This window comes from Streptomyces sp. NPDC029164 (genome assembly GCF_055563995.1).
The window spans coordinates 127,388-153,342 of sequence record NZ_JBVHWW010000007.1 but is presented as its reverse complement, the minus strand read 5'-3'; the positions used below and the strand labels follow the sequence as shown (position 1 = coordinate 153,342).

At 70.9% G+C, this 25,955-nt stretch carries 28 protein-coding genes; 21 read left to right on the top strand and 7 right to left on the bottom strand.

Features of this window, described 5'->3' with window-relative positions:
• Positions 1–432 precede the first annotated feature (432 nt).
• A complete protein-coding gene (locus tag ACZ4VT_RS09545; protein ID WP_467948048.1) occupies positions 433–1,314 on the top strand; it encodes a helix-turn-helix domain-containing protein in 882 nt (293 codons plus the stop codon).
• A 75-nt stretch (positions 1,315–1,389) separates the two neighbouring features.
• Here the strand turns inward: ACZ4VT_RS09545 and ACZ4VT_RS09540 are convergent, their stop codons facing one another.
• The gene (locus ACZ4VT_RS09540; RefSeq protein WP_467948046.1) at positions 1,390–2,994 is read right to left on the bottom strand and encodes an ice-binding family protein; all 1,605 of its coding nucleotides are present in this window, start codon (positions 2,992–2,994) and stop codon (positions 1,390–1,392) included.
• Between the two features lie 533 nt (positions 2,995–3,527).
• A complete protein-coding gene (locus ACZ4VT_RS09535; RefSeq protein WP_362807402.1) occupies positions 3,528–4,136 on the bottom strand; it encodes a hypothetical protein in 609 nt (202 codons plus the stop codon).
• 134 nt (positions 4,137–4,270) lie between these two features.
• Between ACZ4VT_RS09535 and hemL the strand changes: the two genes are divergently transcribed.
• The 8 genes from hemL (at position 4,271) to ACZ4VT_RS09495 (ending at position 12,607) form a co-directional block, all read left to right on the top strand.
• The gene (gene hemL, locus ACZ4VT_RS09530; RefSeq protein WP_078892852.1) at positions 4,271–5,593 is read left to right on the top strand and encodes a glutamate-1-semialdehyde 2,1-aminomutase; all 1,323 of its coding nucleotides are present in this window, start codon (positions 4,271–4,273) and stop codon (positions 5,591–5,593) included.
• Positions 5,590–6,270, top strand: a complete 681-nt coding sequence (locus ACZ4VT_RS09525) for a histidine phosphatase family protein (protein ID WP_467948043.1) — start codon at positions 5,590–5,592, stop codon at positions 6,268–6,270. The genes hemL and ACZ4VT_RS09525 overlap by 4 nt, the downstream gene beginning before the upstream one ends.
• A gap of 185 nt (positions 6,271–6,455) precedes the next feature.
• Positions 6,456–7,682: a polysaccharide deacetylase family protein gene (locus tag ACZ4VT_RS09520; RefSeq protein ID WP_467948042.1), complete on the top strand. Its 1,227-nt coding sequence runs from the start codon at positions 6,456–6,458 to the stop codon at positions 7,680–7,682.
• A gap of 165 nt (positions 7,683–7,847) precedes the next feature.
• The gene (locus tag ACZ4VT_RS09515) at positions 7,848–8,486 is read left to right on the top strand and encodes a TlpA family protein disulfide reductase (protein ID WP_467948040.1); all 639 of its coding nucleotides are present in this window, start codon (positions 7,848–7,850) and stop codon (positions 8,484–8,486) included.
• 4 nt (positions 8,487–8,490) lie between these two features.
• Positions 8,491–9,264, top strand: coding sequence for a cytochrome c biogenesis CcdA family protein (locus ACZ4VT_RS09510; RefSeq protein WP_467948038.1), 774 nt, complete (start codon positions 8,491–8,493; stop codon positions 9,262–9,264).
• Positions 9,265–9,277: 13 nt separating this feature from the next.
• On the top strand, positions 9,278–10,990 hold the full coding sequence (gene resB / locus ACZ4VT_RS09505) for a cytochrome c biogenesis protein ResB (RefSeq protein WP_467948037.1): 1,713 nt from the start codon (positions 9,278–9,280) through the stop codon (positions 10,988–10,990).
• Positions 10,987–12,078, top strand: a complete 1,092-nt coding sequence (gene ccsB / locus ACZ4VT_RS09500) for a c-type cytochrome biogenesis protein CcsB (RefSeq protein ID WP_467948035.1) — start codon at positions 10,987–10,989, stop codon at positions 12,076–12,078. Before resB ends, ccsB begins: the two co-directional genes overlap by 4 nt.
• 25 nt (positions 12,079–12,103) lie before the next feature.
• Positions 12,104–12,607, top strand: coding sequence for an SRPBCC domain-containing protein (locus tag ACZ4VT_RS09495; protein WP_030710095.1), 504 nt, complete (start codon positions 12,104–12,106; stop codon positions 12,605–12,607).
• Between the two features lie 78 nt (positions 12,608–12,685).
• On the opposite strand, the gene ACZ4VT_RS09490 is transcribed toward ACZ4VT_RS09495, so the two are convergent.
• Entirely contained in the window at positions 12,686–13,087 is a 402-nt protein-coding gene (locus tag ACZ4VT_RS09490) for a MarR family transcriptional regulator (RefSeq protein ID WP_467948159.1), read from the bottom strand.
• A 158-nt stretch (positions 13,088–13,245) separates the two neighbouring features.
• On the opposite strand from ACZ4VT_RS09490, the gene ACZ4VT_RS09485 reads away from it, so the two are divergent.
• The gene (locus ACZ4VT_RS09485) at positions 13,246–13,617 is read left to right on the top strand and encodes a cupin domain-containing protein (protein ID WP_467948033.1); all 372 of its coding nucleotides are present in this window, start codon (positions 13,246–13,248) and stop codon (positions 13,615–13,617) included.
• 10 nt (positions 13,618–13,627) lie between these two features.
• On the opposite strand, the gene ACZ4VT_RS09480 is transcribed toward ACZ4VT_RS09485, so the two are convergent.
• Positions 13,628–15,088, bottom strand: coding sequence for an MFS transporter (locus ACZ4VT_RS09480; protein WP_467948031.1), 1,461 nt, complete (start codon positions 15,086–15,088; stop codon positions 13,628–13,630).
• A 64-nt stretch (positions 15,089–15,152) separates the two neighbouring features.
• Here ACZ4VT_RS09480 and ACZ4VT_RS09475 point away from each other — a divergent pair, with 64 nt between their 5' ends.
• Positions 15,153–16,100 carry a LysR family transcriptional regulator gene (locus ACZ4VT_RS09475; RefSeq protein ID WP_467948030.1) on the top strand — a complete coding sequence of 316 codons (948 nt, stop codon included), beginning with the start codon at positions 15,153–15,155 and terminating at the stop codon, positions 16,098–16,100.
• A 9-nt stretch (positions 16,101–16,109) separates the two neighbouring features.
• Here the strand turns inward: ACZ4VT_RS09475 and ACZ4VT_RS09470 are convergent, their stop codons facing one another.
• A complete protein-coding gene (locus ACZ4VT_RS09470) occupies positions 16,110–16,421 on the bottom strand; it encodes a PLD nuclease N-terminal domain-containing protein (protein ID WP_467948028.1) in 312 nt (103 codons plus the stop codon).
• Positions 16,422–16,510: 89 nt separating this feature from the next.
• Here ACZ4VT_RS09470 and ACZ4VT_RS09465 point away from each other — a divergent pair, with 89 nt between their 5' ends.
• The 4 genes from ACZ4VT_RS09465 to mqnP are packed head-to-tail and all read left to right on the top strand — an operon-like array spanning position 16,511 to position 19,696.
• A complete protein-coding gene (locus ACZ4VT_RS09465) occupies positions 16,511–17,968 on the top strand; it encodes a menaquinone biosynthesis decarboxylase (protein WP_053789440.1) in 1,458 nt (485 codons plus the stop codon).
• A complete protein-coding gene (locus tag ACZ4VT_RS09460; RefSeq protein WP_467948026.1) occupies positions 17,965–18,447 on the top strand; it encodes a hypothetical protein in 483 nt (160 codons plus the stop codon). Before ACZ4VT_RS09465 ends, ACZ4VT_RS09460 begins: the two co-directional genes overlap by 4 nt.
• The gene (locus tag ACZ4VT_RS09455) at positions 18,444–18,776 is read left to right on the top strand and encodes a hypothetical protein (RefSeq protein ID WP_467948024.1); all 333 of its coding nucleotides are present in this window, start codon (positions 18,444–18,446) and stop codon (positions 18,774–18,776) included. The genes ACZ4VT_RS09460 and ACZ4VT_RS09455 overlap by 4 nt, the downstream gene beginning before the upstream one ends.
• Positions 18,773–19,696, top strand: coding sequence for a menaquinone biosynthesis prenyltransferase MqnP (gene mqnP, locus ACZ4VT_RS09450; protein WP_467948022.1), 924 nt, complete (start codon positions 18,773–18,775; stop codon positions 19,694–19,696). Before ACZ4VT_RS09455 ends, mqnP begins: the two co-directional genes overlap by 4 nt.
• A gap of 84 nt (positions 19,697–19,780) precedes the next feature.
• On the opposite strand, the gene ACZ4VT_RS09445 is transcribed toward mqnP, so the two are convergent.
• Positions 19,781–20,401 carry a rhomboid family intramembrane serine protease gene (locus ACZ4VT_RS09445; protein ID WP_467948020.1) on the bottom strand — a complete coding sequence of 207 codons (621 nt, stop codon included), beginning with the start codon at positions 20,399–20,401 and terminating at the stop codon, positions 19,781–19,783.
• Positions 20,402–20,490: 89 nt separating this feature from the next.
• Between ACZ4VT_RS09445 and ACZ4VT_RS09440 the strand changes: the two genes are divergently transcribed.
• Positions 20,491–21,180: a UbiX family flavin prenyltransferase gene (locus ACZ4VT_RS09440; RefSeq protein ID WP_351292245.1), complete on the top strand. Its 690-nt coding sequence runs from the start codon at positions 20,491–20,493 to the stop codon at positions 21,178–21,180.
• Here ACZ4VT_RS09440 and ACZ4VT_RS09435 read toward each other — a convergent pair.
• Positions 21,177–21,311, bottom strand: a complete 135-nt coding sequence (locus tag ACZ4VT_RS09435; protein WP_267884487.1) for a hypothetical protein — start codon at positions 21,309–21,311, stop codon at positions 21,177–21,179. The genes ACZ4VT_RS09440 and ACZ4VT_RS09435 overlap by 4 nt on opposite strands.
• Positions 21,312–21,433: 122 nt before the next feature.
• Between ACZ4VT_RS09435 and ACZ4VT_RS09430 the strand changes: the two genes are divergently transcribed.
• The 5 genes from ACZ4VT_RS09430 to ACZ4VT_RS09410 all read left to right on the top strand — a co-directional run bounded on the left by ACZ4VT_RS09430 (position 21,434) and on the right by ACZ4VT_RS09410 (position 25,840).
• Positions 21,434–21,889 (top strand): Lrp/AsnC family transcriptional regulator, encoded by a 456-nt coding sequence (locus tag ACZ4VT_RS09430; RefSeq protein WP_030710106.1) that lies wholly within the window; start codon positions 21,434–21,436, stop codon positions 21,887–21,889.
• 60 nt (positions 21,890–21,949) lie between these two features.
• A complete protein-coding gene (mqnE, locus tag ACZ4VT_RS09425; RefSeq protein WP_467948017.1) occupies positions 21,950–23,113 on the top strand; it encodes an aminofutalosine synthase MqnE in 1,164 nt (387 codons plus the stop codon).
• Between the two features lie 109 nt (positions 23,114–23,222).
• The gene (locus tag ACZ4VT_RS09420; RefSeq protein ID WP_362807349.1) at positions 23,223–23,747 is read left to right on the top strand and encodes a GNAT family N-acetyltransferase; all 525 of its coding nucleotides are present in this window, start codon (positions 23,223–23,225) and stop codon (positions 23,745–23,747) included.
• A gap of 125 nt (positions 23,748–23,872) precedes the next feature.
• On the top strand, positions 23,873–24,145 hold the full coding sequence (locus ACZ4VT_RS09415; RefSeq protein ID WP_467948157.1) for a DUF4229 domain-containing protein: 273 nt from the start codon (positions 23,873–23,875) through the stop codon (positions 24,143–24,145).
• A gap of 372 nt (positions 24,146–24,517) precedes the next feature.
• Positions 24,518–25,840, top strand: coding sequence for a dicarboxylate/amino acid:cation symporter (locus tag ACZ4VT_RS09410; RefSeq protein WP_467948016.1), 1,323 nt, complete (start codon positions 24,518–24,520; stop codon positions 25,838–25,840).
• Positions 25,841–25,955: the final 115 nt, after the last annotated feature.

The following is a 25,955-nucleotide window of genomic DNA, read 5'->3' as shown; positions in this document are numbered from 1 at the left end:
GGAGCGGCGGCCGGGGCGGCGGCGGGCCGGTCCGCCGCCCGGCGCGTCGGCCGGGCCGGGCCGGCGCCGTCCTTGGGTTCATCGGCTGCTGCCTTGTCGCGAGCGGGGATACGCATGGGGCGTGCCTCTCGGGAGGTGTGGCGGGACGCACACCTGCCTACCCGGGGCGATCCGCCGGGCGGGACGCCCCTTCGGGCACACCCCGGGGAAGCTCACCTGTTCCCGGGGTGTGCGGTCGGGTTCGACCACCTACGCGCCTGGCATATTGCGCAGAAACCTGCACCGGATCGCGGCGGCCACACGGATGTGGAGCCGCTCTCCGCCCGGCTCGAATGACCGTGCACGACACGGCGCGAAGGCCGATCCAGCAGCTCCCGGCCGTGGCAATCTGCTGGCCAGTGCAAGGCTTTGGAGCGGAAGAGAGCACGTCCCGTGGGTGTCACTGTCAATCCCACCGTCAGCAGGCGCCGACTGGGTTCGGAGCTGCGCCGGCTCCGGGAGGTCAGCGGTATGACGACGCAGCAGGTGGCGGCGAGCCTGCTGATTTCCCAGCCCAAGATCAGTCTGCTGGAGAACGGCCGGCGCCTGATCAAGCCGCGTGATGTGCGGGATCTCTGCGGGCTGTACGGGGTGCGCGACCAGCGGCGCGTCGACCAATTGATGCAACTGGCGAGGGAATCGGGCCGGGAGGGCTGGTGGAACGCCTACGGCGACATCCCGTACGGCGCCTACATCGGTCTGGAGGCCGCAGCAGCCACGATCCGTGTCTACGAGCCCTTGGTGATCCCGGGGCTGCTCCAGACTCCCGCCTACGCGCGGGCTGTCATCGCAGGAACGATCCCTCATGCCACTGCCGAACAGGCCGCCACACGCTTCCAGGTGCGGATGCGGCGCCAGGACCGGCTGTGCGAGCCGGGCAACCCGCTGCGCTTATGGGTCGTGCTGGACGAATCGGCGCTGCGGCGCGTGGTGGGCGGCCGCGAGGTCATGTGCGAGCAGGTGGACCATGTGACTCGCGTCAGCGCCCAGCCGCACATCACCGTTCAGGTCCTCCCTCACTGCGCGGGCGCGCACCCGGGTGTCTCGGGACCGTTCTCGCTGCTCGAGTTCGCCGACGCCACGGACGCGACCGTGGTGTACCTGGAGAGGTTCACCAGCGACCTCTATCTGGAAAAACGATCCGACGTGCGGCGCTACAGCGACATGTACGCGCACTTGCAGGCCCGGGCGCTGAGCCCGGACAGCACCCGGAGCTTCCTCGAGGAAGTCATCGAGGCGTACGCGGGCACGGAGTTCCGGCCGGACGCCCGCTGAGCCCCTGGACTGCGCGTCCAGGGGCTCGGTCGCCGAACGGCGGACCGGATGGGAAACGGTCACGCCTGCGACGGGCTAGTCCTGGCGGGTTGTCGCACCTCGGCGGGTCCGCTTCATGGCGAAGAAGGCCGAGCCTCCGATGAAGGCCAGCGCGACCGCGGTGGCGGCCGCGATGCTCGCCTCGCTGCTTGAGCCGGTCGTGGCGAGGTTCTGCGACGCCACCTTCGGCTGCCGGTCGGTGGCGGCGCTCACGGGGGCGAAGTTGACGCTCTTGGCGGTGTGGCCGGGGCGGAACTGACCCAGAGCGTCGTCGAGGCCACCGGGCAGGAAGTCGGCCCACGGGGGCTTGCCCTGGTCGGGACCGCCCTGGTCGTGGTCGGGCTTGCCGTGTTCGGGCTTGCCGTGGTCGTCGGGACCGTCGTGACCGTGGCCGGGCTTGCCGTGGTCGTCGTCGCGACCGTGCTCGCCCTCGTGGCCCTCGTCGTCCTCGTCGTCGTGACCGTGGTCGTGGTCGTGATCGCCCGAGTCACCCTTTTCGCCCTTGTCACCGCGGGGACCCTTGGGTCCGGCGGGTCCGGCGGGTCCTGCCGGTCCGGCGGGTCCCGCGGGTCCGGCAGGTCCTACGGGTCCTACGGGTCCGGCCGGTCCGGCGGGGCCGGGGGAACCGCTGGGGCCGGGTGCACCGTCGGGGCCGGGGGCTCCCGGTGCGCCGGGGCTGCCGGACGGGCCGGGGGCACCTGTCGGGCCGGGGGCACCGGTCGGGCCGGGGGCACCGGGGCTGCCGTCGGGGCCGGGTGCACCGTCGGGGCCGGGGGCTCCCGGTGCGCCGGGGCTGCCGGACGGGCCGGGGGCACCTGTCGGGCCGGGGGCACCGGGGCTGCCGTCGGGGCCAGGGGCACCTGTCGGGCCGGGGGCACCTGTCGGGCCGGGGGCACCGGGGCTGCCGTCGGGGCCAGGGGCACCTGTCGGGCCGGGGGCGCCCGTGGGGCCGGGGGAGCCGGTCGGGCCGGGAGAGCCGGTCGGGCCGGGAGGCCCGCTCGGTCCGGGAGGCCCACTCGGCCCGGGCGGGCCAACGGCGCAGGCCGCCCTCGTGATGGTGTTGGTGTCCAGCGTAACCGCGCCATTGCGCGCCAAGGCGCGGCCCTCGAGCACGGCGCCGGTGTTCAGCGTGATGGATGTCAGGGCCAGGATGTTGCCCTTGAACTGGGTGTTCGTGTCGAGCGTGGCGGAGCTGCCCACCTGCCAGAACACGTTGCAGGCATTTGCTCCGTTGATCAGGGCTACGACGCTGTTCGGAGCCGTGATCAGGGTCGAGGGGATCTGAAAGATGAAGACGGCCTCGGGGTTGTTCTGGCCGTCGAGAGTGACCGTTCCGGTGAGGTTCAGTGTCGACGAGGCCGTGTAGACGCCGGGCGCCAGCGTTAGTCCGCCGATGTCGGGCGGAGTGGCGGTGCCGGGCCCCCGGCTTGCCGCGTCGTTGTAGGCGATGACGAGGTCGGACTTCGCCTGAGCGGCGGCGGCGTCGGTGATGTGCTGCGTTCCGTTGACGATGCCGGGCGGGAAGCCCGTCACCGATGTGCCCGGGTGGAGCCCCAGATCGCCGTTGATGACGGTGGGGCCCGTGTTGGTGACCGTCGAACCGGCGAGGACCGCGTAGTTGGTGGCGGTCCCCAGGTTCACGGGGGCTTCCAGGGCGTGAGCGAGGTTCGGGACCAGGGTTGCCGCCGCCAGGAGCGCTGCGGGGAGCAGGACGAGGACGCCCCGTTTGAACAGACTGCGTCGAGGCCTTTTGTCGGGTGGACCCGACCGGATGACATCCAATGTCACAGCAGGACCTTTCTTGTTGCTTGGGGTCTCAGTCCTCCCGAAGGAGGTTCCCGAGCGCCCGCGACGATGGCGGCTAAGGGCCGCGAGCCCCCCTGCCCGCGCCGGCGTGCAGGCTCCCCCTGAGCGGGGACCGAGAGCGACTGCCTGCCCGAGGTAGTGATACGCCGTCACGCCGGAGTAGTCACGCATATTTCACAGCAATAGGCCGCAAATCAGAAAAAATGGTCTATGTGAGGGACGTGACGTCAGGAATCGCCGAACCGGCGGGCAAGAAGCTGTGACGTCGGCTGCGGGTCGGCGACGTCGTGACGCGCCCCGGCAGGAGGCAGCGCGAAGCCGGGCGGCCCCCGCAGGGGCCGCCCGGCTTCGGCGAAGATCAGGTCAGCTCAGGGCCAGACCAGGCAGTACGGCTGGTGGCCCGCCTCGTGCAGGCGGTGGGAGAAGTCCTGCCACTCGTGGAGCAGCTGGTAGACGTTGAAGGCGTCGCTCGGGCCGCCCCGGTCCGGGACCGTGGACCAGATGAAGGCCGCCGCGCCCACCGACTCCTCGCCGATGCCGCGCAGCGGGTCGACCACCGTCATGGGGAGCTTGACCACCGCGTAGTCGGGGTGGAGGACGACCAGCTCCAGGGGCGGGACCTTGTGGAGGGGTATGCCCTCGATGCCGGTCAGGACCATCGCGGCCACCGTCTCCGGCTTGATCTTGGTGAAGAGGCCGCCCATGCCGAGCTCGTCGCCGCCCAGCTCCTCGGGCCGCATCGTGACCGGGACGCGGGCGGCCGTGGCGCCGTCGGGGGCGCCGAAGTACTTGTACGTCACACCCATGCCGCGGCCCTTGGGCAGATCCTCCGACGGCGTCGTGGGCCCCGGAACGGCGTCGGCCGCCTCGGTGGCACGCCTGCGGTGCTTGCCCCGGCGGCGGGCCTCGCGGGCTTCGCGGGCGCGCTGCGGATCGAGGCCGTCCGTACCCTCGCCCGGTCCACCACCGCGTTGCATATCTCCACCCGACTGGTCTTGCTTGCCCCGGCCCCGCGGCCCCCGCCACGCAGCCTGATCATCATGGCAGTGACCTCCCCCGCGGCGACGCGGTGAAACGCCCGTCCGCAAGTCTGTCGCGGCCCTCTGAGACCATGGCTGGTGTGAGCTACCCGTACCCGTATGAAGCCCCAGTTTCGCAGACGCTCTTCGAGCGCGCCTCCCTCGTGACCCCCGGCGGCGTGAACTCTCCCGTGCGCGCCTTCCGCGCCGTGGGCGGTACGCCCCGGTTCATGGTGTCCGGCACCGGTCCGTACCTCACCGATGCCGACGGGCGCGAGTACGTCGACCTCGTGTGCTCGTGGGGACCGATGATCCTCGGCCATTCCCACCCCGAGGTGATCGCGGCCGTCCAGGCGGCCGTCGCCCGTGGTACGTCCTTCGGCACGCCCGGTGAGGGCGAGGTGGCGCTCGCCGAGGAGATCGTCGCGCGCATCGAGCCCGTGGAGCAGGTCCGCCTGGTCTCCTCCGGCACCGAGGCGACCATGTCGGCGATCCGGCTGGCACGCGGCTTCACCGGTCGCGCCAAGGTCGTGAAGTTCGCCGGCTGCTACCACGGTCACGTGGACGCGCTGCTGGCCGCCGCCGGTTCCGGTCTCGCGACCTTCGCACTGCCGGACACCCCCGGTGTGACGGGCGCGCAGGCCGGCGACACGATCGTGCTCCCCTACAACGACCTGGAAGCGGTCCGGGCGGCCTTCGCCGCGCACCCCGGCGAGATCGCCTGCGTGATCACCGAGGCCGCGCCCGGCAACATGGGCGTCGTGACCCCGGCCGAGGGCTTCAACCAGGGACTCGCGGACCTCTGCCGCGAGAACGGCGCCCTGTACATCTCCGACGAGGTCATGACCGGCTTCCGTACCTCCCGCGCCGGCTGGTACGGCGTCGACGGGGTCAAGCCCGACCTGATGACCTTCGGCAAGGTCATGGGCGGCGGCTTCCCGGCCGCGGCCTTCGGCGGCCGCGCCGACGTCATGGGCCACCTCGCGCCCGCCGGCCCGGTCTACCAGGCCGGCACCCTCTCCGGTAACCCGATCGCCACCGCCGCCGGCCTCGCGCAGCTGCGCCTGCTCGACGCGGCCGCGTACGAGAAGGTCGACGCGGTCTCGAAGGAGATCCAGGGCCTGGTCAGCGGGGCGCTGGCCAAGGAGGGCGTGGCGCACCGGCTGCAGACCGCCTCGAACATGTTCTCCGTCTTCTTCACCGAGGACGAGGTGCGCAACTACGACGACGCCAAGAAGCAGGAGAGCTTCCGCTTCAACGGCTTCTTCCACTCGATGCTGGCGCAGGGCGTCTACCTGCCGCCGTCCGCCTTCGAGTCCTGGTTCGTGTCCACCGCCCACGACGAGCGGGCGATCGAGCGCATCGCGGCAGCGCTGCCCGCCGCCGCCCGAGCCGCCGCGGAGGCCACCGCATGAGCAGCAGCGAGATCACCGTCGTGCACCTGGTGCGCCACGGAGAGGTGCACAACCCGGACGGGGTCCTGTACGGGCGCCGGGAGGGCTACCACCTCTCCGAGCTGGGCCGGCAGATGGCGGACCGGGTCGCCGAGCACCTCAAGGGCCGGGACATCTCCTACGTGGTGTCCTCCCCGCTGGAGCGGGCGCAGGAGACGGCGGAGCCGATCGCCAAGGCCCACGGCCTGGGCCTGGCGACCGACGCCCGGCTGCTGGAGGCGGAGAACGTCTTCGAGGGCAAGACCTTCGGGGTCGGGGACGGCGCGCTGCGCAAGCCCGGCAACTGGAAGCACCTGACGAACCCGTTCAGGCCCTCCTGGGGCGAGCCGTACGTCGACCAGGTGGTCCGGATGATGAGCGCGCTGGAGGCCGCGCGCGACGCGGCGCGCGGCCACGAGGCGGTGGCCGTCAGCCACCAGCTGCCGATCTGGATCGTGCGCAGCTTCGCGGAGAAGCGCCGGCTGTGGCACGATCCGCGCCGCCGCCAGTGCACCCTCGCCTCGCTGACGTCCTTCACGTTCCAGGGGGACAAGCTGGTGTCGGTGGGCTACAGCGAGCCGGCCCGGGACCTGGTCCCGGCGCACCTGCTGGCCGGGGCGAAGCCGGTGAAGGGCGCGTCCAAGGCGTTCGGCGCCTGACGGATCGTTACGCCGTTCCGGATGCCGTCTTTCCTTGATCGACGCTCTGTTACGAACCGTTACGGTTTTACCTAAATAAATACAAGTTGCGCCGGGAATCACCCTTCCAGTGCCGCAAGTCGCTCCGAATTGTCCGTTTATATGGATTTCGGTATGGGCTTGCGAGGGATGACGGGGAGGGTGGCGTGCGCGACTTCAGTCGAAGGGGAGTGCTCGGACTCGGACTTGGGGCGGCCGCCGCGGTGGGGATCGCGGGCTGCGGCGCGCCCGGCAAGGCCGGGCCCGGCACCCCCGGGCCGGTCAAGAACCCCAAGCCCGGCGGGAAGCCGGCGGCCAAGCTCATCGGGGACGGCTCCACCGCCGACACCGGCCCCCAGCCGAACCAGCCGGACCGGCCCGTCCCCCTGCAGCCGGGCGAGACCCCGCCGCAGTTCGTCGTCTTCAGCTGGGACGGCGCGGGCGAGATCGGCAACGGCCTCTTCCCGCGCTTCCTGAAGCTGGCCAAGGACCACGGCGCGGCCATGACCTTCTTCCTCTCCGGCATCTATCTGCTGCCCGAGGCGAAGCGGAGCCTCTACCGGCCGCCGAACAATCCGGTCGGGGCCTCGGACATCGGCTACCTCAAGGACGAGAACGTCCGCTCCACCCTCACGTACGTCCGCGAGGCCTGGCTCGACGGGCACGAGATCGGGACGCACTTCAACGGCCACTTCTGCGACGGATCCGGCTCCGTCGGCCGGTGGACCCCGGAGGACTGGCGGAGCGAGATCGACCAGGCCGTGTCGTTCGTCACCAACTGGCGCACCCACACCGGTTTCACCGACCTCGACCCCCTCCCCTTCGACTACCGCAAGGAGCTGACCGGCTCCCGCACCCCCTGTCTCCTCGGCCGGGACAACCTGCTGCCGACCGCCCGGGGGCTGGGCTGGCGCTACGACTCCAGCTCGCCCGGCGGCCTCCAGGTCTGGCCGGTGCGCCGGTCCGGCGTCTGGGACCTCCCCCTGCAATCCCTGCCCTTCCCCGGGCACTCCTTCGAGGTGCTGTCGATGGACTACAACATCCTCGCCAACCAGTCGAAGAACACCACGAGGGGCGTGCCCGCCAACTACCCGGCCTGGCGCAGCCAGGCCACGGCCACCTACCTCGGCGGCTTCCGGCGGGCCTACGAGACCAACCGCGCGCCGCTCTTCATCGGCAACCACTTCGAGGAATGGAACGGCGGCATCTACATGGACGCCGTCGAGGAAGCCCTCAAGGGCATGGCGGACAAAAGGGATGTACGGCTCGTATCCTTCCGGCAGTTCACCGACTGGCTGGACGTCCAGGACCCCAACGTGCTGGCCAGGCTCCGCGGTCTCGGCCCGGGCCGGTCGCCCGTCGGCGGCTGGAACACGTACCTGACCGAGGCCTGACCGCGACCCGACCGCGACCCGATCGCGGCCCGACCGCGGCCTGACCGCGGCCCCGCGTGCGGCCCGATCGTGGCCGGTCTCCGCCCGTCCATTGCCTGACCAGGGCATTGACAGCCCCGCGGGGGGCGCGGTAGATCCGCGAATTGCTCATGCGAAACTTTTCACATGAGCCTTAGCCGCGCCCGTGCCCGTCGAAGTAGCTGCCGCTCGACCGGTGGCCGTGCCACCCTGCTGACCGCGGTGGCCGTCGCGGGCGTCATGACCCTGACGTCCTGCACCGGCTCGGACAGCGGCAAGACGACCTCCACGGGTGGCAACTACGTCACGGGCGCGACCGGAATCACCACCGCGGCCAAGGGGGAGCGCGACGAGGCCCCCAAGCTCGACGGCGAGACCGTCGACGGGAAGACCCTCGACACCACCACCCTCAAGGGCAAGGTCGTCGTCCTCAACATCTGGGGCTCCTGGTGCCCGCCGTGCCGCGCCGAGGCTCCCGCCTTCGCGAAGGTCTCCAACGAGCTGGCCGACGCCGGCAAGGACGTCGCCTTCGTCGGCATCAACACCCGCGACCTCAGCACGCAGAACGCGGCCTCCTTCGAGGAGACCTTCGGGATCACCTACCCGAGCCTCTACGACCCCGCCGGGAAGCTGATACTGCGCTTCCCCAAGGGCACGCTCAACCCGAACGCGATCCCCTCCACGATCATCCTCGACCGGGAGGGAAAGATCGCCGCCCGCACCCTGGCCCCGCTGGGCGAGGAGCAACTGCGCTCGATGATCGACCCGATCCTCGCGGAGCAGTGACCTCGTGGTCGACTACGTGCTCGCCGCCGAGGCGGCCGGCGTGAACACCACCGTGCTGAACGGGGCACTGCTGCTGGCGCTGCCCATCTCGGTCCTCGCCGGGCTGGTCTCCTTCTTCTCGCCCTGCGTCCTCCCGCTGGTCCCCGGCTACCTCTCCTACGTGACCGGCGTCAGCGGCGCCGACCTCGCCGAGGCGCGGCGCGGGCGGATGCTGGCGGGCGCGGCCCTGTTCATCGCGGGCTTCACCGTCGTCTTCGTCTCCACGGGCGCGCTCTTCGGCTACTTCGGGGAGACCCTCCGGGAGAACAACGAGATCATCTCCCGGGTCCTGGGCGGCCTGGTGATCGTTCTCGGTCTGTTCTTCATGGGCGCGATCCCGGGCCTGACGATGCGGGAGTTCCGCTTCCACAAGAAGCCGACGGCGGGCCTGATCGGCGCCCCGCTCCTCGGCGTGCTCTTCGGCGTCGGCTGGACCCCCTGCATGGGCCCGACCCTCGCGGCCGTCACCACGCTCTCCCTCGACCAGGCGAGCGCCGGCCGGGGCGCGCTGCTGACCGTCGCCTACTGCCTCGGGCTCGGCCTGCCGTTCATCCTCACCGCGATCGCGTTCCGCAAGGCGCTCGGTGCGTTCGGCTGGGTGAAGAAGCACTATGCGTGGGTGATGCGCATCGGCGGAGGCATGCTGATCCTGACCGGTCTGCTGCTCGTCACGGGAATGTGGGCCGGCATCGTCAGCGACATGCAGAGCTGGACCCAAAGCTTCACGGTGGGGATCTGAGGACTACACGGACATGAGTACGACTGACAAGGCACCCACCGGGGCGTCGCCCGAGTCCGCCGCCGCGGAGGCCGTGGCCGGAGCCCAGCTCTCCACCGCCCCGCTGGAGGACAGCCCGAGCGGCCCGGCCGCCGGCATCGGGGTGATCGGCTGGGCCCGCTGGTTCTGGCGGCAGCTCACCTCCATGCGGGTGGCGCTGATCCTGCTCTTCCTGCTCTCGCTGGGCGCCATCCCCGGCTCCCTCATCCCGCAGAGCAACGTCGACGAGATGAAGGTCGCCGACTGGAAGCGGACCCACGCCTCCTGGGTGACCGTCGCCGAGAAGCTCCAGCTCTTCGACGTCTACAGCTCGGTGTGGTTCTCCGCGATCTACCTGCTGCTGTTCATCTCGCTGGTCGGCTGCATCCTGCCGCGCTCCTGGCAGTTCGTCGGCCAGCTCCGCGGCCGTCCGCCGGGCGCCCCCAAGCGGCTCGACAGGCTCCCCGCCCACACCACCTGGCGCACCGGCAAGTCTCCCGACGAGGTCCTCTCGTCCGCCACGGCGGTGCTCCGCGGGCGCCGCTTCCGCACCGAGGCCGGCAAGGGGCACGTCGCGGCGGAGAAGGGCTACCTCCGCGAGGCCGGCAACCTGATCTTCCACGTCGCGCTGATCGTGATGCTGGTGGCCTTCGCCTGGGGCCAGTACTTCAAGTCCGAGGGCGGCAAGCTGGTCCTGCGCGGCACCGGCTTCTCGAACACCCTCACCCAGTACGACGACTTCAAGGCCGGCACCCTCTTCCACCCCGACGACCTGCCGCCGTTCAGCTTCACGCTGGACCGGTTCGACGCGACGTACGAGCTGAGCGGCCCGCAGAAGGGCACCCCGCGCGACTTCAAGGCGTACGTCACCTTCAGCGAGGGCGCCGACGGCAAGCCGCAGAAGCGCGAGATCCAGGTCAACAAGCCGCTCCAGGTCGACGGCTCCAAGGTCTACCTGCTGGGCCACGGTTACGCGCCGATCCTCTCGGTGACCGACCCCACCGGCAAGGTGATCTACAAGGACGCCGTGCCGATGCTCCCGCAGGACTCCAACCTCACCTCCACGGGAGCCGTCAAGGTCACCGACGGCTACAAGGACAAGGACGGCAAGGCGGAGCAGCTCGGCTTCAACGCCGTCTTCGTGCCGAGCTACGCCGGCGAGGGCATGGGCACGATGTTCTCGCAGTTCCCGGCCCTGCTCCAGCCGCGGCTCATGCTCAACGCCTGGCACGGCAGCCTCGGCGTGGACTCGGGCCTGCCGCAGAACGTGTACGTGCTCAAGACGGACAAGATGCAGTCCTTCAAGGACGAGTCCGGCGAGCCGTTCAAGCAGAAGCTCAAGGTCGGCGACACGATGACCCTGCCGAACGGCGCGGGCACCGTGAAGTTCGAGGGCATCGAGCGGTGGGCCACCTTCTCCGTCACCCACCAGCCCGGCAGCGGCCTCGCCCTCGCCGGCGCGATCGCCGCCATCGCGGGCCTGGCCGGGTCCCTGTTCATCCAGCGCCGCCGGATCTGGGTCCGCGCGGTGGCCGGCCCGGACGGCGTGACCGTCGTCGAGATGGCGGGCCTGGGCCGCAGCGAGTCCACCAGGCTCCCGCAGGAGCTGGCGGCCCTCGCCGCCGTGCTGCACCAGCAGGCGCCGACCGCGCCCGCCGCACTTGCCGAACCACGTGTCGAAGAAACCCCTGAAGGAGAGCGCGGATGACGCCGCTCGCAGCCGCAGCCAATGAGAACCTGGCTCAGATCAGCAACTACCTGATCTATTCGTCGATGGCGGTCTACACGCTCGCCTTCTTCGCGCACATCGCCGAGTGGACCTTCGGCAGCCGCAGCAAAGTGGCCCGTACGGCCGCCGCGCTGACCGGGTCCGAGCAGGACCGGGCCGGCGCCGCGCCCGCCGTGCAGGTCCGCGGCAAGGGCGGCAGCACGGCCGTCCTCGACCAGCCGAAGGTCGTCACCCGCTCGGCCGCCGGCACCCGCGACGTGCCGGACGGCCCCGGCGCGGGTGGCGGCACCGTGCAGGGCGACCTGTACGGGCGGATCGCGATCTCGCTGACCGCGCTCGCCTTCCTCATCGAGGCGGGCGGCGTCCTCGCCCGCGCGATGTCGGTGCAGCGGGCCCCGTGGGGCAACATGTACGAGTTCTCGATCACCTTCTCCACGGTGGCCGTCGGCACGTACCTGGCGCTGCTCGCGCTGAAGAAGAACGTCCGCTGGCTCGGTCTGATCCTGGTCACCAGCGTGCTGCTGGACCTCGGCATCGCCGTCAAGATCCTCTACACCGACAGCGACCAGCTGGTCCCGGCCCTGCACTCGTACTGGCTGTGGATCCACGTCTCCACCGCGATCTTCTGCGGCGCCGTCTTCTACATCGGCGCGGCCGGCGCGGTCCTCTACCTCTTCCGCGACGCCTACGAGGGCCGGATCGCGAACGGCGGGACCGCGGGGAAGTTCTACGCCTCCGTCATGGAGCGGCTGCCCTCCGCGGCCTCGCTCGACAAGTTCTCGTACCGGATCAACGCGGCCGTCTTCCCGCTGTGGACCTTCACGATCATCGCGGGCGCGATCTGGGCCGGCGACGCCTGGGGCCGCTACTGGAACTGGGACCCCAAGGAGGTCTGGTCCTTCGTGACCTGGGTGGCGTACGCCGCCTACCTGCACGCCCGCGCCACCGCCGGCTGGAAGGGCCGCAAGGCCGCGTACCTCGCGCTCTTCGCCTTCGCCTGCTGGATCTGGAACTACTACGGCGTGAACATGTTCCTCAACGGCCTGCACTCCTACTCGGGCGTCTGACCCGCGGGAGTGGGACGCTGGTGGCATGTCTCTCGTGAGCCACGCCACCAGCGAGCGCCGCGGCGAGGACCGCTGGCTGCTCCGCTTCGAGCTGCACCTGCCGTACTCCTACGCGGCGCTCTGGCCCGCCCTGACCACGCCGGAGGGGCTGCGCGGCTGGCTGGCCGCGGCGGACGTCCTGGAGCGCAGGCTCGGCGGGGCGGTCACGCTGCGCTGGCTGAACACCGGGACCGTGGCGACCGGGCGGGTCACCGCCTGGGACGTGGAGCGGGTCGTGGAGTACACGGTCACCGAGCACGGGCGGATCCGCTTCCACCTGGAGGCGGTCGGCACCGATTCGACGGTGATCCGGTTCGTGAACGAGCGGGGCGGGCCGGAGGACGAGCGCCTCGACTGCCTGGCCGGCTGGCACGAGCACTTCGAGCTGCTGGAATCCGCCCTGTCGGGGCGGCCGGCGAACTGGGCGGCCTGGACGGACGCCCGCTGGTCGCAGCTGCGCGAGGCCTACGCCTCCTTCACCAGGGCCTGAGCAGACCGGGCCTGAGCAGACCGGGCCTGAGCCGCCGGGTCCGAGCCGCCAGAGCCCGAGCCGCCGGGCCGGCCGCCCTCACCACACCGGGCGCAGGGGCGGCAGCCCGCCGTCGCCGTGGAGTGCGCGCACGAGGTGCCCGAGCTCCCGGCGCAGGACCGTGAGGTCGGCGCTGCCCTCCAGCTCGGCCTCCAGCCCGTGCAGGATCCGGCCCGCGACCGCGAGGTGGGCGTCGGCCGCCGCCGTCAGCACGACCAGCTTGCGGCGGCCGCCCCCGGGATGCGGCTCGCGCCGGACGTAGCCGCGCTTCTCCAGCTCGTCGACGATCTGCCCGGCGGCCTGTTTGGTCACCCCGAGCCGTTCGGCGAGCTCGGTGGCGGTGGCGCCGGGGCCCTTCAGGGCCTGGAAGGCCATGCCGTGCAGCGGGCGCAGGTCCGGATATCCGGCCTCGGCGACGCGCCGGGTGAACTCTCCCAGCATCAGCTGGAAGCCCAGGCCGAGCAGGAAGGTCAGCTCGACGCCCTCGTTCTCTTCTCTCGTCACGCAAATATGGTGACACGACTGAGTCAAGCTGCTTTACTCACCCCTGTCGAGTAAAGCAGCTTGACTCAGTCGCGCCCGAGAAGACGAGGACCGCCTTGCACGTCATCACCGTTTCGCCCGAGCACGTCACCGTCACCCCGAACGCCACCATGACCGGCCACGCCGCCCCCAGCCGCGGCAGCTCCGAGCTCAGCACCTGGCACGTCGACATGGCCGCCGGCATCACCGGCCCCGAGCACTCCGTCAACCGCGAGCAGGTCTGGCTGCTCACCGCCGGCTCCCTGGAGGTCACCTGCGACGGCCGCACCGAGAAGGTCGCCGCCGGCCAGAGCCTGGTCCTTCCGCCCGGCGTACTGCGCCGGATCCACGCCCCCGAGCACTTCGAGGCGTACGTGGCCATGCGCGCCGACGGCGTGGTCACCGTCCCGGGGACCGAGGGCACCCGCGTCCTGCCCTGGGCGCAGTGACCCGGACGGCTCAGGAGCGCGCCGCCGCCGCGCCGGGGGGCCGGGCGGCCGGGTCCGGGTCCGGGGCCGGTGCCCCGGCCCCGGCGCCCGCCCGGGACACCACCCGCCCGGCGCCCGGCCGCCGCAGCCCCGGCACGCTGACCGCCGCCGCCACGAGCACCGCCGCGAAGGGGATCAGCAGCGCGGCCCGGTACCCCTCCAGCGGGACGGCGAAGGAGGCCGACACCGCCGTCACCGCCGACAGCCCGAGCGCCGCCCCGAACTGGAAGGCCGTGTAGAGCAGCCCGCCCGCGAGCCCCTGCTCCGCCTCCTCCACGCCCTCGGTGGCCACGATGGTCAGCGGCCCGTAGACGAGCGCGAAGGCGAGCCCCAGCAGGGCCAGGCTCGGCAGCATCGCCAGGTACGACCAGTCGGCGCCCAGCGGCAGGAACAGCCCGTACGACAGCGCCGCCAGCAGCAGCCCGCCGAAGATCAGCCGGCCGTTGCCGAACCGGGCCACCAGCTTCGGCACCACCGTCGGCGAGAGCACCGCGTCGATCCCGATCACGATCATCGCGAAGCTCGTCTGGAGCGTCGACCAGCCCCGCAGCTCCTGCAGGTAGAGCACCACCAGGAACTGGAAACCGAAGAACGCGCCCGAGAACAGCAGACCGGCGGCATTGGCCCGCCGCAGCGGCCCGGAGCGCAGGATCCCGAGCCGCACCAGCGGCTCGGCGGCCCGCCGCTCCACGGCGGCGAACACCCCCAGCAGCGCCAGCCCCGCCGCTACCGTGGCGGCCGTCGCCCAGGCCCCGGCGTGCGCCGCCCGCTCGACACCGAGCACCAGGACCACCACGGCGGCGGTGACCAGCAGCCCGCCCGCCAGGTCCAGGCGCTGCCCCGGTACCCGCTGGGGCCGGGGCGACCTCGGTACGAGGACCAGCGCCGCCGGCAGGATCAGCGCGGCCAGCGCCACCGGCGCGAAGAACACCCAGCGCCAGTCGGCCGAGGCCAGCAGCCCGCCCGCGACCAGGCCGATGGAGAACCCGCCGGCCGCCGTGCCCGAGTAGACCAGCAGCGCCTTGTCCCGCTGCGGCCCCTCGTCGAAGCCGGTGGTGATGACCGACAGGCCCGCCGGGGTCATGAAGGCCGCCGCGACCCCCGTCACGAACCGGGCGGCGATCAGCTGCCACCCCTCGGTGGCGAGCCCGCCGAGGCCGGAGAAGAGGAGGAAGACGGCGAGCCAGCCGACGAACATCTGCCGCCGCCCGAACAGGTCGGCCGCCCGGCCGCCCAGCAGCATGAAGCCGCCGTAGCCGAGGACGTAGGCGCTCATCACCCACTGCAGTTCGCCGGTGCCGAGCCCGAGATCGGCGCGGATGGACGGCAGGGCGACGTTCAGCATCGCGACGTCGATGCCTTCCAGGAAGATCGCGCCGCACAGGACAAGCAGCACGCCGAGACGGCGGCCGCGGATTCTCTCTTCGGTCATGACCACCACCCTCGTCCGCGGCCCGAGGGGGAACAACGCCGAAGAGAGCAACGTTCGTTCAGTCATGCTGACCGATCGCGACGAGCTGGACTGCTTCCTGATCCTCGCCGAGGAACTGCACTTCGGCCGCACCGCCGAGCGCATGCTGCTCTCCCGCGCCCGCGTCAGCCAGCTCGTCCAGCGCCTGGAGCGCCGCGTCGGCGCCCCGCTCTTCCTGCGCACCAGCCGCAGGGTCGCCCTCACCGCCCTCGGCCGGCAGCTGCGGGACGACCTCGAACCCCACCACCGGGGCATCTCCGCCGCCCTGGAACGGGCCGCGGCCACCGCCCGCGCCGCCGACGGCGTCCTGCACGTCGGCTTCACCACCCCGCCCACCGGGGAGCTCGTCCTCAAGGCGGCCGAGGCCCTGCGCGCCACCCACCCCGGGCTGGCGGTCGAGGTGTGCGAGGTGCCGCTCTCCGACCCGTACGGCCGGCTGCGCAGCGGCGACTTCGACGTGCAGGTCACCGAATTCCCGGTCCGCGAGGCCGATTTGGGGGAGGGGCCCGCGCTGCTCACCGAGGCCCGGGTGCTGGCCGTGGCCGCCGGGCACCCGCTGGCCGGCCGGGACTCCGTATCGCTGGAGGAGCTGGCCGGGGTCCCGCTGCTGACCATCGCCGGGGACCTGCCGCCGTACCGCCGGGAGGCCCAGAGCCCGGCGCGCACCCCGGCCGGGCGGCCCATCCGGCGCGGACCGGAGGTGACGAACATGCAGGAGGCGCTGATGCTGGTCGCGGCCGGCCGGGGCGCCCTGCTGACGGCGGCCCACACGGCCACGTACCACGCCCGCCCGGGCGTCTCCTACGTCCCCTTCACGGACGCCGAGCCGGTCGGCTACGGCCTGGTCTGGCGGGCGGCCGACAACTCGGGCGCGGTCCGCGCCTTCGCCCGCGCGGCCCTGGAGGCCGCGGGCCGCGGCCAGGGCCTGTCGTCAACCTCCCGTCTGCCCCGCCGGGCGACGACGGGAGTGTGACGACAGGCCCTAGGGCTGGTCGCCCTTGTCGGTGCCCTTGTCCTTCTCCTGCTCGTCGCGCAGGCGCTTGAGGAACTCCGGATTGTCGTCGGGCGCGACCCACTGGGTCCGACCCCGGGGCCCGCGTCCCCCGCCGGAGGCGACCCGCTTCTTGCCCGCGAACAGCCACACCACCGGTCCGACGATCGAGAAGAGCAGGATGATGATCACCCAGACCACCTTGGGAAGGTGCTTGACCTCTTCCTCCGGCGTGTTCAGGCAGTCGATGAAGGCATAGATGGTCAGCGCGAGGATCAGCAGGAACGGCAGATAGCGCAGCACGGTGTGGAACCGACTCCCCGGCAGTGACGGCAGGCCCGCTCGGGCCCCGGTGACACCTCCAGAGTAGTTGGTGACGGATACTTGCCCCTATGGCTTACGACGATCTCCGCTCGCTGCTCCGGGCTCTGGAGCGGGAGGGCGACCTCAAGCGCATCAAGGCCGAAGTCGACCCGTACCTGGAGGTCGGGGAGATCGTCGACAGAGTGAACAAGGCGGGCGGCCCGGCGCTCCTCTTCGAGAACGTCAAGGGCTCGGCCATGCCGCTGGCCATGAACGTCTTCGGGACCGACCGCCGCCTCCTGAAGGCCCTCGGCCTCAAGTCCTACGGCGAGATCAGCGAGAAGATCGGCGGCCTGCTCAAGCCGGAGCTGCCGCAGGGCTTCATCGGCGTCCGCGAGGCCTTCGGCAAGCTCGGCTCGATGGTGCACGTGCCGCCGAAGAAGGTGAAGGGCGACTCCGCGCCCGTCCAGGAGGTCGTCCTCACCGGCGACGACGTGGACCTGGACCAGCTGCCCGCGCTCTTCACCTGGCCCAAGGACGGCGGGTCCTTCTTCAACCTGGGCCTGACCCACACCAAGCACCCCGAGACGGGCGTGCGCAACCTCGGCCTCTACCGCCTCCAGCGCCACGACAAGCGCACCATCGGCATGCACTGGCAGATCCACAAGGACAGCCGCAACCACTACGCGGTGGCCGCCAAGCGCGGCGAGCGGCTGCCCGTCGCGATCGCGTTCGGCTGCCCGCCCGCGGTGACGTACGCGTCCACCGCGCCGCTGCCGGGCGACATCGACGAGTACCTCTTCGCCGGCTTCGTCGCCGGCAAGCGGATCGAGATGGTCGACTGCAAGACGGTCCCGCTCCAGGTCCCGGCCAACGCGGAGGTCGTGATCGAGGGCTGGCTGGAGCCCGGCGAGATGCTGCCGGAGGGTCCCTTCGGCGACCACACCGGCTTTTACACCCCGCAGGAGCCCTTCCCGGCACTGAAGATCGACTGCGTGACGATGCGCAAGCGCCCGCTGCTCCAGTCGATCGTCGTCGGCCGGCCGCCGACGGAGGACGGCCCGCTGGGCCGCGCGACCGAGCGCTTCTTCCTGCCGCTCCTCAAGATCATCGTGCCGGACATCGTGGACTATCACCTGCCCGAGTCGGGCGGCTTCCACAACTGCGCGATCGTCTCGATCGACAAGAAGTACCCCAAGCACGCGCAGAAGGTCATGCACGCCATCTGGGGCGCGCACATGATGTCGCTGACCAAGCTGATCATCGTGGTGGACGCCGACTGCGACGTCCACGACCTGCACGAGGTGTCCTGGCGGGCGCTCGGCAACACGGACTACTCCCGCGACCTCACCGTCGTGGAAGGCCCGGTGGACCACCTGGACCACGCCTCGTACCAGCAGTTCTGGGGCGGCAAGGCGGGCATCGACGCGACGAAGAAGCTGCCCGAGGAGGGCTACACCCGCGACGGCGGCTGGCCCGACATGGTCGAGTCCGACCCCGCGACGGCGGCCCTGGTGGACCGCCGCTGGAAGGAGTACGGCCTGTGAGTTCCGAATTCGGCGGACCGGCGCTGTTCATCGGCGAGGACACGACGTTCATGCTCCTCGTGCGCCCCGCGCTCGACCCGGCGGACCCGGGTGTCCGCGTGGCCGCCGAGCAGGCGGGCATCTCGCCCGAGGAATTCGCCGGCCCGGGCAACATGTGGACCCTGGTGCTGGACGACGACTTCGAATCCGACGGCGGCTTCGAGCTGCCCGGCGTGCGCGACTCCGAGGTCGACGACTTCGCGGAGCGGCTGCAGGCCGCGCTGGGCACCGGCGAGCCGTTCACCGTCGAGGCCGGCGCGGTGCTGCGGCTCGACGGCCGCCCGAACACCGACGCCCGCACGGGCGAGGGCTACGTGTTCACGGTCCACGCCACCCCGCCCGAGCCCGAGGGGGCGCCCACGGTCTCCCTGGAGACGGGCACGATCTCCCGCGCGAGCCTGCTGGCCGACCTCGATGACTTCCGCAGGAGCCTCGCGTGACCCCGAGACCGCGGATCGGCTGCGACGAGGTCCGGGTCGCGCTCACCGCCCCCCACGTGGAAGCCGAGGAGGTCACCGCCTTCGCGGAGGGCCTGCCGGCCCGCACCCGTGCGGCCGGATCCGAGGCCTTCCGGGCCGAGGTGAGCGAGGGCCGGGGCAAGCCCCTGCGGCTGCCCGCCGTCCTGGTCGACGACGACGCCATCGCGTTCAGGGTCCGGCTGACCCCGTCGGGGCACGAGCAGACCCATCACCTCGACATGGAGACAGGGCCGGTACCGCTCGACGGGCTGAGGGCCGAACTCGAACAGTTCCGGAGGGATCTCGCATGATGACGACCGCCGAGGGTGTCCTCGGACCGGGACCCGCGCCGGAGGCGGGCAACAAGGTCAAGGCGTTCCTGCGGCTCGTGATGATCGAGCACTCGGTCTTCGCGCTGCCCTTCGCCTACATCGCCGCCCTCACCGCCATGTTCCAGCTCGACCGGCACGTGCACTGGGGCACGCTGCTGCTCGTCACGGTCTGCATGGTGGGGCTGCGGACCTTCGCGATGGCCGCCAACCGGATCATCGACCGCGAGATCGACGCCCGCAACCCGCGCACGGCCGGCCGCGAGCTGGTCACCGGCGCGGTGTCGGTCCGCTCGGCCTGGACCGGCGCCGGGATCGCGCTCGTCGTCTTCCTCGGCTCGGCGGCGCTGCTGAACCCGCTCTGCCTGATGCTGGCGCCCGTCGCGGTGATCCCGATGGTGGTGTACCCGTACGGCAAGCGGTTCACGAACTTCCCGCACGCCATCCTGGGCCTGGCCCAGGCCATAGGGCCGATCGGGGCCTGGCTGGCCGTCACCGGCGAGTGGTCCTGGGACGCGGTGATCCTGGGCCTGGCCGTGGGCGTGTGGATCGGCGGCTTCGACCTGATCTTCGGCTCCCAGGACGTGGCCTCGGACCGCGCGGACGGGGTCAAGTCCGTCCCGGCCCGCTTCGGCGTCCCGGCCGCCCTGTGGGGCGCCCGCGGCGCGCACGTCGTGACCACGGCCCTGCTGGTCTGGTACGCCCTCGCGACCGACGCGGGCGCGCTGTTCTGGGTGGGCCTGGCGATCGTCGTCGTGGCCTTCTTCTACGAGCACACCATCGTGACGCCGCACGACCTGTCCCGCCTGAACCGGGCCTTCTTCACTGTCAACGGCTTCATCGGCGTCGCCCTGTTCGTGTGCGCCTCGCTGGACCTCGTGGTCCGGGGCCTGACCTTCTGAGCAGCCGTCGGCCCTCGGCCCTCGGCCCTTCGCCCTGAGCCCTCGGCCCTGAGCCCTCGGCCCTGAGCCCTCCGCCCTCTGTCGTCAGCCCGTGAGGGCGGGGCGCCGGCGGGCCGGGCGGCGGTAGAACAGCGCCGTCAGCACTCCGCCGACCAGGCCGCAGAGGTGGCCTTGCCAGCTGACGCCCGCGTCCGTCGGGAGGATGCCCGTCACGATCGTGCCGCCCCAGACGGCCGCGATGCCCACGGCGACGGCGACGCCCAGCACCTTGCGCTCCACGAAGCCGCGGACCGCCAGGTAGCCGAAGAGCCCGAAGACGACGCCCGAGGCGCCCAGGGTCATGGTGTTCGGCGGGGAGATCAGCCAGGTGCCGATGCCGTCCGCCAGCATGATCAGCCCGCACACCGCGAGGAAGTGCCGGATCCCGGACAGGGCCGCTATGAAACCGAGGACCAGCAGCGGAACGCTGTTGGAGGCGACGTGGTCGAAGCCGAGGTGGAGGAAGGAACCGGTGACGACGCCCGTCAGGCGGTCCGGGTCGCGGGCCACGATCCCGTACGCGTCCAGCGCGTGCCCGGTGGCGTAGTCGACGGCCTCCAGGACCCACAGGAGGGCCACCCAGCCCAGCATGAGCTTCGCGGCCGTCTTCACGCGGTCGCTCTGCCGCCACTCGCCCTGATGCACCGTCGTGCTCGTCGTGCTCATCGTGTCCGTCCCCCTCGTAGCGCCCCAGTACGGAACGTCCGGGCACCTTACCGAGTGCCCGCCGGGGGTGGCCGGATAGTCTCGGAGGTATGACTGAGCGCAAGCGCACCCCGTGGGTGGTCGGGGTTTCCGGGGCGTCCGGGACGCCGTACGCGGCGGCGGTGCTCCGCGGACTGCTGGCGGCGGGGGAGAGCGTCGACCTGGTGGTCAGCCGGGCCTCGCGGCTCACCCTGTTGGACGAGACCGGGATCGCCTTCCGCGACGCGCACTGGCGGGACGATCTGGGGGAGTGGCTGCAGCGGGGAGCCGACGGGAAGCCCGGGACCTTCGCGCGGCCCGAACTGGACGACGTCCGGTACTGGGGCGCCGGGGACCTGGCCGCAGGCCCGAGTTCGGGCTCGTACCCGGCCAAGGGGATGCTGATCGTCCCCGCGTCCACGGCCTGCGTGGCGGGGGTGGCGCTCGGACTGTCGAAGGACCTGCTCCAGCGCGTGGCGAGCGTGACGCTCAAGGAACGGCGCCGGCTGGTGGTCGCGGTGCGGGAGACCCCGCTGAACGGACAGACGCTCAAGGCCCTGGTGGCGCTGGACGAGGCGGGCGCGGTCGTGCTGCCCGCCTCTCCGGCGTTCTACGCGGGTGCGACGCACATCCAGGATCTGGTGGACTTCGTCGCGGGGCGGGTGCTGGACGCGGCAGGGGTGCCGCACCGGCTGTACCGCCGTTGGGAGGGGGAGCTGGGAGGGTCCCGAACTCCCCGGGGAGCGAACGGTGGTGACTAGGCCTTCTTGCCGGACAGCGGCTTGCGGGCCTTGTCGACGCGGTAGGCGGCGGCGGGCTGGTGGGCACGGGATCGGTTGGCCAGCTCCTGGAGCTGTCGCATGTGTGCGTGGGCCATCTCGATCGTGAACACGGTGAACCACTCCTGAAGATCGTTATTGATCTGCTGAAAGATTTCGCAGGGTGTTGACCCTGTGTGCCTTAGATTCTATACCTAGACTTGCAGGATCGCCGAATAATGGAAGGCTCCACGTAATGGACACGGTGGACAGGCAGCTCATCCAGGCACTCCGGGAGAACGGTCGTGCCTCGTATGCGGAGCTGGGCCGTCTCGTGGGCCTCTCCGGCCCCAGCGTCACCGACCGCATCAATCGTCTGGAGACGGCCGGCGTCATCACCGGCTACCGCGCGACCGTGGACTCGCGTTCGCTCGGCCTCGGCGTCACGGCGCTGATCGGACTCTCCATGTCCGACGCCGCCGACCACGAGGACGTGGCCCGGCGGCTGCGCGACCTCAACGAGATCGAGGACTGCTGGTTCATCGCCGGCGACGACTCGTTCATGCTCAAGGTGCGCGCCAACGACGTGGACGGCCTGGAGAAGATCATCCGCAGGCTCTCCGGCACCAAGGGCGTCTCGCGCACCCGCACCACCATCGTGCTCTCCACGAAGTGGGAGAACCGGGTCGGGGAGCTGCCCGAGGAAGCCTGAGAGTACGGTGGGGCAGGGTTCGCAGGACAGGCAGAGGCATCTAGAGGAGGCGACCGGTACATGGACGCTGGGCTCAAGCGTGAGCTGGAGGAGAAGGTCCGCTCCGGCGAGCGGCTGACCCGTGAGGACGGTATCGCCCTCTACGAGTCGGACGACCTGGCCTGGCTCGGTGGCCTCGCCCACGAGGTGCGCACGCGCAAGAACGGTGACGTCGTCCACTTCAACGTCAACCGGCACCTCAACATGACGAACGTGTGCACCGCCTCGTGCGCGTACTGCTCGTTCCAGCGCAAGCCGGGCGAGAAGGACGCGTACACGATGCGCATCGAGGAGGCCGTGCGCCTGGCCAAGGCCATGGAGAACGACCACCTCACCGAGCTGCACATCGTCAACGGCCTGCACCCGAACCTGCCGTGGCGCTACTACCCGCGCTCGCTCTCGGAGCTGAAGAAGGCACTGCCGAACGTCTCGCTGAAGGCGTTCACGGCGACCGAGATCCACCACTTCGAGACGATCTCCGGCATGTCGGCCTCCGACATCCTGGACGAGCTGATCGAGGCCGGCCTGGAGTCGCTCACCGGCGGCGGCGCGGAGATCTTCGACTGGGAGGTGCGCCAGCACATCGTCGACCACCGCACCCACTGGGAGGACTGGTCGCGCATCCACCGGCTGGCGCACTCGAAGGGCCTCAAGACCCCCTCGACGATGCTGTACGGGCACATCGAGGAGCCGCGCCACCGCGTGGACCACGTGCTGCGGCTGCGCGAGCTCCAGGACGAGACCGGCGGTTTCCAGGTCTTCATCCCGCTGCGCTACCAGCACGACTTCGTGGACATGCAGGACGGCAAGGTGCGCAACAAGCTCCAGGCGCGCACCACGATGGCGACCGGCGCCGAGGCGCTGAAGACCTTCGCCGTCTCGCGCCTGCTCTTCGACAACGTGCCGCACGTCAAGGTCTTCTGGGTGATGCACGGCGTGCAGACCGCCCAGCTCGCGCTCCAGCACGGCGCGGACGACATGGACGGCTCGGTCGTCGAGTACAAGATCACGCACGACGCGGACAACTACGGCACCCCGAACAAGCTGGGCCGTGACGACCTGTTGGAGCTGATCCGGGAAGCGGGCTTCCGTCCGGTCGAGCGCAACACGCGCTACGAGATCATCCGCGAGTACCCCGGTCCGGACGCGGGGCTGCGCGAGACCCCGCAGGCCATGCGCGTCTGACGTCTCGTCGGCCCTGGCCGACCCCTCTCCCGGCGAGTTAACCCCGGCCCATGGGCCGGGGTTTAACTTTTTCTGGACGGGCCGATGAGGTAATGGGTAAACTTGCAAAATGACCCTTACTTTCACCCTGGACCCGGTCGTCGACCCTTCCCTGCGTGATGGAATCCTCGGGCTGTGGGCCGACGTCTCGAACGCGGGCGGCGCCGTGGGCTTCGTACCGCCGGTCACCTTCGACGACATCCGCCCCGCACTCGACAAGCACCTCGTCGGCGTCGCCGACGGGAGCTGCCGCCTGCTCGTCGGGCGCGACGAGGACGGCTCGGTCGCCGCGACCGCCTTCCTCACCCACAACACCCACCGGCTGCAGCTCCACTGGCTGTGGGCGTACACGGTCATGGTCCATCCCCGCCACCAGGGCAAGGGCTACGGGCGCGAGCTGATGGCCGCCACGGAGGCCGCGGCCCGCTCCGTCGGGAACATCGACGCCATCCGCCTCACCTGCCGCGGCGGCCACGGCCTGGAGCACTTCTACGCCTCCTGCGGCTACAAGGAGGTCGGCCGCGTCCCCGGCGCCGTCCGGGTGGCCCCCGGCGACGACCGCGACGACATCACGATGCTGCTGCCGCTGTACTGACCCGGAGGGCCGCGGCGCGGGCCCGGCGTGCTTCACTGGACGGGCACCAGCCGACGTACGACCACGACGAGAGAGAAGGGGTCACCGTGTCCCTCAAGCCGAGCGCAACGATCCGCTACACCGCGATGCGCCTGGGCATCTTCGTCGGATGCCTCGTCGTCGTCGCCGGCCTCGTCCGGCTCCGCTGGGTGCCCGCCGGCCTCGGCGACGCCAACGCCGCCTGGATCGTGCTGCTCGCCCTCGTCCTCTCCGCGCCGCTCTCCTTCGTCCTCCTGCGCAAGCAGCGCGACACGATGTCCCAGCAGATCTCCGGGCGCGTAGCGGGTGCGAAGGAGAAGCTCGCCGCGAACCGCAGCCAGGAGGACGAGGTCGACGACGCGGCGCGCGTGCGCTCGTAACGGCACAGTTGGCTTCATCACACACCGAACCGCCCCAGCACCGGGTATACCGCCCGTAACGCTGGGGCGGTGGTGTTTTCCGGGTCGGCGCAAGAGGGCCTCGTGCGCCGTTGTCTCAAAGGGCCCCTTTGAGATTCCCAAAGGAGAAGTGTTAGCGTGTTGAACATGTCGACCACAGCTGCGCACCCGATGACCACGAGCGTCCCGCTCGTGATGCGCCTGCACGTCGACCTCTGCCGCCGCGCGTCCGCGGCCTGTTGCTGTTGAGCTGAATCGATACAGCAGCGGTCCCGGCCGGCTCCTTCCGGCTGCTGCCGCACCGCATCACCACCGCAGCACTTCCCCCCAGTCTTTGTGCGCCCCCTCCGGAGAGTGTCCGTGTCCGCGACCCCCCAGGCCCCTGCCAAGGCCTCGTTCAAGTTCCCCTTCTGGGCCCAGATCGTCGCCGGTCTCGCCCTCGGTGTCCTCTTCGGCTGGATAGCCCGCAGTCAGGACATCAGCTGGCTCGCCACCACCCTGGAGAAGACCGGCGACATCTTCGTCCAGCTGCTGAAGCTGGCCATCGCCCCGCTCGTCTTCTTCGCGATCCTGGTGTCGATCACCAACCTGCGGAAGGTGAACAACGCCGCGCGGCTCGCCACCCGCACGCTGCTCTGGTTCATGATCACCTCGCTGATCGCGGTCGGCATCGGCCTCGCGATCGGCCTGCTGACCGACCCGGGTTCGGGCACCGGCCTCACCGCGGCCGACGGCAAGGAGCCCAAGAAGACGGGCTCCTGGATCGACTTCCTGACCGGGATCGTGCCGACGGACATCGTCACGCCGTTCACCGAGCTGAAGGTCCTTCAGATCGTCTTCCTGGCCGTCGTCGCCGGTATCGCCGCCCTCCAGCTGGGCAGCAAGGCGAAGCCCGTCCTGGACCTCGCCGAGTCCGCCCTGGAGCTGCTCCAGAAGGCCCTGTGGTGGGTCATCCGCCTCGCCCCGATCGGCACCATCGGCCTCATCGGCACCGCGATCGCCACGTACGGCTGGGACCTGATCGGCAAGTACGCGACCTTCACCGCCGACATCTACATCGGCTGCGCCCTCGTGATGTTCGGCGTCTACCCGCTGCTGCTCGCCACGGTCGCCAAGGTCAACCCGATCCAGTTCTTCAAGGGCGCCTGGCCCGCCATCCAGCTGGCCTTCGTCTCCCGCTCCTCGGTCGGCACCATGCCGGTCACCCAGAAGGTCACCGAACGCCTCGGCGTCCCGAAGGAGTACGCCTCCTTCGCCGTCCCGTTCGGCGCCACCACCAAGATGGACGGCTGCGCCGCGATCTACCCGGCGCTCGCCGCGATCTTCATCGCGCAGATCTTCGACGTGCAGCTGGGCATCAAGGAGTACCTGCTCATCGTCTTCGTCTCGGTCATCGGCTCGGCCGCCACGGCCGGTCTGACGGGCGCGACGGTCATGCTGACGCTGACCCTCTCCACGCTGGGCCTGCCGCTCGCGGGCGTCGGCCTGCTGATGGCGATCGACCCGATCCTGGACATGATCCGCACCGCCACGAACGTGGCCGGCCAGGCCCTGGTCCCGGTCATCGTCTCGGCCCGCGAGGGGATCCTGGACAAGGAGGCCTACGCCTCCGCCTCGGCCTCCCCGCTGGACGAGGAGCCCTCCTCCGCCCCGGCCCCGGTCGCCGTCGCGGCCTGATTCCCGCTCTCGGGGGGGGGGGGGGGGGGGGGGGGGGGGGGGGGGGGGGGGGGGGGGGGGGAGGGGGGGAGGGGAGGGGGGGGGAGGGGAGGGGGGGGGGGAGGGCGGGGGGGAC